The sequence below is a fragment of the Levilactobacillus andaensis genome (assembly GCF_016861695.1).
In the GTDB taxonomy this organism is placed as follows: domain Bacteria; phylum Bacillota; class Bacilli; order Lactobacillales; family Lactobacillaceae; genus Levilactobacillus; species Levilactobacillus andaensis.
Genome location: NZ_BOLP01000032.1, coordinates 1 through 5,069 on the forward strand (window position 1 = coordinate 1; position 5,069 = coordinate 5,069).

Here is a 5,069-nt window from a genome sequence, read left to right on the forward strand (position 1 = left end):
GAGGTGATATGCCTCTTTTTTTATGCAAAAATGGTGTCGATGGATTTCTCCATCAACACCAAATATCATAGAACCTTATTTTTTAAGGCTGTAAGTGGTGACTTGGTGGTAGGCGTGCTGACTCACGCGCTGGGCCGTTGCCGGTTGGCGGATAATGCCAGCAAAGTAGCCGTTTAAGATCAGTCGGTAATTGTGGCGAACTAATTTTAAATCCGGTTGCTTCTGCGTGGTCAGTTCGTGTTGGGCCGCCTGGGCCTGCTTGACCGCTGCCTTGGATTGGTTCAGGTGCTTGATCAGGTAGGTCACGTTCTTGCTGGCCTTCTTAGACTGCGTGCTGACCGGTTGATTGGCCGTCCGGCTGCTAGCCAGCGAGGCCCGCATATTGGTGGTCAGGCTAGTGGCCTCGTAGTATTGGTTCTTTTTCACACGAACGTGGTCGTAGGTCTTAAACACCAGCACGTTGAGAAGAATCGCAATAATGACCAATCCCGCACCACACAGAACCACGGTCATTGCGGGGCGCATTGACTGGTGGTGACTTTTCATGACCACCAGACTGATTAGGCCGCCAAACACAATCAGGGCTCCCAGACCAAACACAATTTCAATTAAAATGGCTTCAGTAGACGCCGACATAGTTTCACCCGTTTCTAAATCATCGGGTAGCCGCAATGGCCAACCCGCTTTTAAGTTCTATTTTATTATCATACCACGAAATGCCCTGGGTGCGAACAAACCGTGAATTGTCGGCGTAGATGTGGTAAAATTTAACCACTATGACAAAAAGACGAGATAAATTGTAACTAAAGCCGAAAGTCGCAAGGAACCATTATGCGGACTAAAATGTGTTAAAATTCAAAAGTTACGTTTAAAAAACGATAAAGACTGTTACTTAAATCAAAAATGAAAATTTGTGAGGAAACCATATGAGTGAAAAAAATTTAGCTGACGCCGTTTCTAAGCGTCGAACGTTTGCCATCATCTCTCACCCCGATGCCGGGAAGACGACGATTACTGAACAACTCCTGTTATTTGGGGGCGTTGTGCGTGAAGCCGGAACGGTTAAGGCCCGGAAGAGTGGCAACTTTGCCAAGTCCGACTGGATGGAAATTGAACAAAAGCGGGGTATCTCCGTGACGAGTTCCGTCATGCAATTCAACTACCAGGGTAAGCGCATCAACATTTTGGATACCCCTGGACATGAGGATTTCTCTGAAGATACGTACCGGACGTTGATGGCCGTTGACTCTGCTGTCATGGTCATCGACTCCGCCAAAGGGATCGAACCTCAGACCAAAAAGCTGTTCCAAATCTGTAAGATGCGGGGCATTCCCATCTTTACCTTCATGAACAAGCTGGACCGAGATGGCCGTGACCCGATGGACCTTATCGCTGAACTGGAAGATGTCTTAGGCATCGAAGGCTACCCGATGAACTGGCCAATTGGGATGGGGAAGGAATTAAAGGGCCTTTACGACCGTTACCACCAACGTGTGGCTTTGTTCCGGCCCGAGGATGAGGACCACCGTTACTTACCATTGAATGACGACGGGGACTTAGTTGAACCCAACGCCATTCAGGAAGACGACTGGTACCGTGATGCCCGCGACAACATGGAGTTGATCGGTGAAGCCGGTAACCAATTTGACGAAGCAAAGATCGCCAGTGGGGACCAGACGCCGGTATTCTTTGGGTCCGCCTTGGCTAACTTCGGGGTGCAAACGTTCCTGGAAACGTACCTGCAGTATGCGCCAGAACCTGCTAGTCACCACACCGAAGAAGACACCGATGTTGCGCCAACTGACCCAGAGTTCTCTGGCTTTGTCTTCAAGATCCAAGCCAACATGAACCCTAATCACCGTGACCGGATCGCCTTTGTGCGGATCTGTTCCGGTGAATTCGACCGGGGAATGGACGTCATTCAAGAACGGACGGGTAAGAAGCTGCGGCTCTCAAATGTCACGGAATTCATGGCCGACACTCGGGAAAGGGTGGAAACGGCCGTTGCCGGGGACATCATTGGGCTATACGATACTGGTAATTTCCAAATTGGGGACGCCATTTACACGGGTAAGTCCAAGATCAAGTTTGAAAAGTTACCGCAATTTACGCCAGAACTCTTTGTTCGGGTCGCTGCGAAGAACGTCATGAAGCAAAAATCTTTCCACAAGGGGATCAATCAACTGGTTCAAGAAGGGGCCGTGCAACTGTACACGTCCTATTCGACCGGGGATTACATCCTGGGTGCCGTGGGTCAGCTGCAATTTGAAGTCTTCCAGTTCCGGATGCAAAACGAATACAATTCTGAAGTCATCATGGAACCAATGGGGAAGAAGACGGCACGGTGGATCAATCCAGACCAACTGGACGAACGCATGTCGTCATCGCGGAACCTGTTGGTCAAGGATAGCCATGACGAACCGTTATTCCTCTTTGAAAATCAATTCGCAGAACGTTGGTTCAAGGACAAGTATCCTGATGTTGAATTGACGTCGAAGCTGTAAACTTAATCTTGGAAAAGGGACTCAATTCAGTCACAACAGTGGCTAGGTTGGGTTCTTTTTTTTGTCGGTCAAATTTCGAAGCACTCCCGTTATTTTTTGCCCAATTATCATTCGATAGATTAAATCGTGATACGCTAATGCTGAAAAAGACGACTAGCCAACGTGATTAAGGGTCAACACCGTTTACGGGGCAGGAGAGGAGCGGATAGCGATGAAATTGAAGGTGTGGTTAGGACTATTGATAGGGTTAGGGGTGCTGAATATAGCTGATGTTGGTCGCGCCGATGTGGATTACGACCAGGCACTGAAGACCGCTCCCCAGGGAATCTCGTTAGCCCAGATCTTCACGCCGGGGACGACGACCAACAACACGGCCGCCGTGGTGACGACGACTAATCCCAACACGACTGGCACGCAGGTCGCCCGGGTCAATAACGGCAAGAAACAGTTCGGTGCGCTTTGGTCGACCGATGCGAATGCCTTTGACCTCAATCAGGACCAGTCGGCGTCCATGTGGCTTTACTTCGGGAATACCGGGAAGAAGGCCGCGGATGGCATGGCCTTTGTGCTGCAAAATGATGACCGCAAATTGGCGGCCACACCAGCCTTTGGGAAGACCGTTTCCGGTGAGACGCTGGGTGTCTGGGGTGTCGATACGGATAAAAAGCAGTCGACACCAACCAAGGTTGCAGCTTCGGCTATTCAGAATAGCTGGGCGCTGGAATTCGACACCCATTTGAATACGTCGACCAACTATGGCAATACCGGTGACGCTGATTCATTTGATGTGGGGCTGAATGGTCCACACCTGGCAACCAATTACCCGGGGGATTCGGACAGCTACGAAATGGAACGAGCCGTGACCTATTTCCCTATTTATAGTTCGGGCTACTACGCAACGCAAAAGCATGCGGGGGTCATCAGTGGCGGCAACACGTTCCTGGCGAATGGTGAGTGGCATCATTTATCACTCACCTGGGATGCGACGGACCAGGAGATGACTTACGCCTTTGACGATAAGAATCCGACTACGGGGATCGAACAATCTGGAAAACAGATGACGGTTGGCGTGGACGTGGCCAAAATTGACCCGCAGAAGACCGGCCAGGTGCGGTGGGGATTCACGGGAGCAACCGGTGAAAGCTATGAAAATAACCTCGTCGTGATGGAAGAGATTCCGGGATTGGTGGATGCCTCGGCGAAGACAAAATTGACCAATCAACGGACGGGAGCGGTCGTGACCGATGGGGACACCCTAAAGGGCCGTGATCTGTTCAAGTTAGACTACCAACTCAGTTACGTCGCGGGAAAACAGGACTGGCAGAATGTGACAGCCTTGTTGAATTTGCCCGAACACCTGGAGTATCAGGCCGCTGAGGTGACCTACGCTGATGGAACGAGTCAGGCAATCGATCTCCGCGGATTGGCGGATAACCAACTTAATGTGGGATTGGAACGCGCTTTGTCAGCGAAAAATCCAACGGCGACCATTTCACTCACGGGGGAAGCTGCCGATGTGACTGCTCCCGTGACCGTATCCGCTAGTGGGAGCACGTTTAGCGCCGTTAACGGGGTCGTTACGGCAGATACGGTGGCCTTTACGCTAAAGCCGACGTTAGAGCTACACCTGGTATCCTTGTCCGGAAGTAGTACCACGGTGAAGCCAAATGAAAGCGTTACGATGAAGGGATTAATTTTGGCGCCAGAAGGGGTTGGCCTAGTAAATAGTGATATGCGGATTCAGTCGCAGCTGAATGGCACGGCCTTACCGGACTTTACCGTTCCGGATGGCGATGACAACACTAGCGGGCAGTTCGAAATCACGGTGCCGGCAGACAAGTTGCGAGCGGGAGAAAACAGTCTGACTGTCACGGCGCATGATCCGTATGGCAACGCCTCTAATCAGGTGAAGTTTACGATTACCGTGTCACGGCAGCTGACCTTCCACACGGTTGCTGAGAAGAGTTCCTTTGTGGCGACTGACCTGACGGGAACGAATCAACAGATCAAGCGAACGGCGGATTGGCAGTTAAAGGTGCTAGACACCAGAGAAGCGGGCGCCAAGTGGTCGCTACAGGTCACGGGGACGCCATTTGTCTCCAGCGAGGGCCAACAGTTGGCGGGTGGCGTTTACTACCACGATGAGCATGGCAAAACGCTGATCTCAACTACCCCGATTGCGGTTTATCAGGGAGAGGCGGCGGATGAGGACGAGCTGACGGACGTCGTGGACACCTGGTCGGATGACACGGGGCTACTGCTTGAGGTAAGTGGTGGCACGGTCGCTGGCACGTATGAGGGGACATTGACCTGGACGCTAAATGACGTTCCGGCGTAAATAAAATTTGGATATACCAGAATTACAAGCTAGAATGATATGATGCGTGTGGAACCTCTGGCTATCTAAAGGTTGAAAGATGACTTGTCTGCTTCATTCCAGTATTGGCACGAGTTGATACCGCTAAATTAATGTAAATTGGCCGCACTCCGGCTGCCAGGGATTCCGCCTGCTGTGGGGACGCTTCAGCCTGGAAGAACACCAGTCTTCTCGCTCGCTTTTAAGCC

Annotated in this window: 3 protein-coding genes; 2 read left to right on the forward strand and 1 reads right to left on the reverse strand. The window is 51.2% G+C overall.

The window, feature by feature from the left end; all coding sequences use genetic code 11:
• Positions 1-75: 75 nt before the first annotated feature.
• On the reverse strand, positions 76-672 hold the full coding sequence (locus tag JUF10_RS13970; protein ID WP_236008265.1) for a hypothetical protein: 597 nt from the start codon (positions 670-672) through the stop codon (positions 76-78).
• A 254-nt stretch (positions 673-926) separates the two neighbouring features.
• Here JUF10_RS13970 and JUF10_RS13975 point away from each other — a divergent pair, with 254 nt between their 5' ends.
• Both JUF10_RS13975 and JUF10_RS13980 read left to right on the forward strand, forming a co-directional pair.
• Positions 927-2,504: a peptide chain release factor 3 gene (locus JUF10_RS13975; protein WP_203643399.1), complete on the forward strand. Its 1,578-nt coding sequence runs from the start codon at positions 927-929 to the stop codon at positions 2,502-2,504.
• 211 nt (positions 2,505-2,715) lie between these two features.
• Complete coding sequence (locus JUF10_RS13980; RefSeq protein WP_203643401.1) at positions 2,716-4,842, forward strand: L-type lectin family protein; 2,127 nt, start codon at positions 2,716-2,718, stop codon at positions 4,840-4,842.
• Positions 4,843-5,069: the final 227 nt, after the last annotated feature.

Coding starts and splice junctions, on each gene's coding strand:
- JUF10_RS13975 (WP_203643399.1), top strand. CDS start 927: ATGAGTGAAAAAAATTTAGCTGACGCCGTTTCTAAGCGTCGAACGTTT.
- JUF10_RS13980 (WP_203643401.1), top strand. CDS start 2,716: ATGAAATTGAAGGTGTGGTTAGGACTATTGATAGGGTTAGGGGTGCTG.